This is a genomic window from Lentilactobacillus sp. (assembly GCF_040773105.1).
Lineage (GTDB): Bacteria > Bacillota > Bacilli > Lactobacillales > Lactobacillaceae > Lentilactobacillus > Lentilactobacillus parabuchneri.
The window spans coordinates 1-1,656 of record NZ_JAXGWW010000326.1 but is presented as its reverse complement, the minus strand read 5'-3'; the positions used below and the strand labels follow the sequence as shown (position 1 = coordinate 1,656).

Sequence of the window (1,656 nt, the reverse complement as noted above, 5' to 3'; positions counted from 1 at the left end):
GTCAGCTAGTTGAAGCGTATGACCGTTATCAGCAAACGCTTCCAATTTAGTGTTAAGCCGGACATCCACGTTGTTTAAAGCTAAATGCTCATGTAAGAATTGTGCCATTTCAAAGTCTAAGTTAGGCATGACCTGAGGCGTTGCTTCAACTAAGGTCACATTCAGACCGCGTTCACGCAAGTTCTCGACCATTTACAGACCAATAAAGCCGCCACCAACGACAGTGGCATGCCTTGGTGAATGCTGTTTGATATAGGCCGTTATTTTATCGACATCTGGGACTGTCCGCACGGTGAACACATTATCGGCCTCAGCAAGTCCTGGGAAATGAGTAACGACTGGGCTGGCACCGATAGACAAGATTAATTTGTCATAACTGTCCGTTTTGGTGCCGTTGGTGGTTTGCACGGTAATGGTTTTAGCTGCTGAATCAATGGCGGTGACTTTACTATTCACTTGGACGTCTATGTTAAAATCATCGCGCATATCTTCGGGAGTTGAAACAAATAGATTTTCCCGATCAGGGATGGTTTGGCCAACGTAGTAAGGTAAGCCGCAGTTTGCAAAGGAAATGTAAGGCCCCGCTTCATACATCGTGATGGCTGCATCCTCGTTCAGGCGGCGCAGTCGGGTTGCAACGGATGCTCCACCAGCGACACCACCAACAATAATTATTCGTTCAGACATGTTTTAGTTCCTCCTTGTGAAATGATTAATTAAGTTTGAAATCATTATACCCCATATCCGTATATTGTCAATACAAATGAGAAACCCTATTAAAACAGCATAATCTATTTGGTTGACCAGCATACCCTTGGAAGGTATAATAAATTTAACAATTAAGAGAGCAGGTGTTCACATGACAGTAAAAACAATTAATGACCAAAACTTTAATCAAGAAACAGATTCGGGAACCGTTGTGATCGACTTTAACGCGACTTGGTGTCCACCATGTAAAATGATGAATCCAATTGTCGAAAAGATGGCTGATGAGCTAGGAGACAAAGTTGCCTTTAAATCACTGGACGTGGATGAAAATCAACAGACGGCAATGCAGATGCAGGTTCAAGGAATCCCAACTTTTATCGTTAAGAAAGACGGCCAAATCGTTGATCGAATCGTCGGTTTCATGCCGGAACCGGCATTCAAATCCAGACTGTCCCAATACGTTGATTAAATATGATATAGTGGTACCAAGTAATTTGTAGGAGGTAACACGGATGGCTTGTGATCCCAAATTAATTAATCGACTAAAGCGTGCTGAAGGTCAGCTGCGTGGCATTCAAGCCATGATGACTGAGGGGCGGGATTGTGCTGAAGTTGTGACCCAGCTGAGCGCGGTAGAAGCTAGTGTGAAGCGGGTCATGGGCATGATTATTACTGAAAACATTTCTCAAAAGATGGCTGATGCGTCAGATGAAGAGCTGCAATCATCTTTGAAGCTGATTTCGAAACTGTAGTTTAACGTTAGCCAAAAAAGAGTTAGGGGCTGAATTGATACCTGAATGGTGTTGATTCGGCTTTTTGCATATGCCGGTTTTAGCAAACGCATAGCGGTTGTACTTGCCGCCAATTTTGGTACAATAACATCAATAAGGCGATTCAACTCGCCACAGAAAGGATGAACGTGTATGTTGGGCATTGTAATGGGCGTTG

At 43.5% G+C, this 1,656-nt stretch carries 2 protein-coding genes and 1 pseudogene; 2 read left to right on the top strand and 1 reads right to left on the bottom strand.

Annotated elements, in window-relative coordinates; genetic code table 11:
• A pseudogene (locus AB3112_RS11350) lies at window positions 1–687 on the bottom strand (FAD/NAD(P)-binding oxidoreductase); the annotation flags it as partial.
• 172 nt (window positions 688–859) lie between these two features.
• On the opposite strand from AB3112_RS11350, the gene trxA reads away from it, so the two are divergent.
• Window positions 860–1,177, top strand: coding sequence for a thioredoxin (trxA, locus tag AB3112_RS11345; protein WP_367334554.1), 318 nt, complete (start codon window positions 860–862; stop codon window positions 1,175–1,177).
• 43 nt (window positions 1,178–1,220) lie between these two features.
• On the top strand, window positions 1,221–1,460 hold the full coding sequence (locus AB3112_RS11340; protein WP_089109123.1) for a metal-sensing transcriptional repressor: 240 nt from the start codon (window positions 1,221–1,223) through the stop codon (window positions 1,458–1,460).
• Window positions 1,461–1,656: the final 196 nt, after the last annotated feature.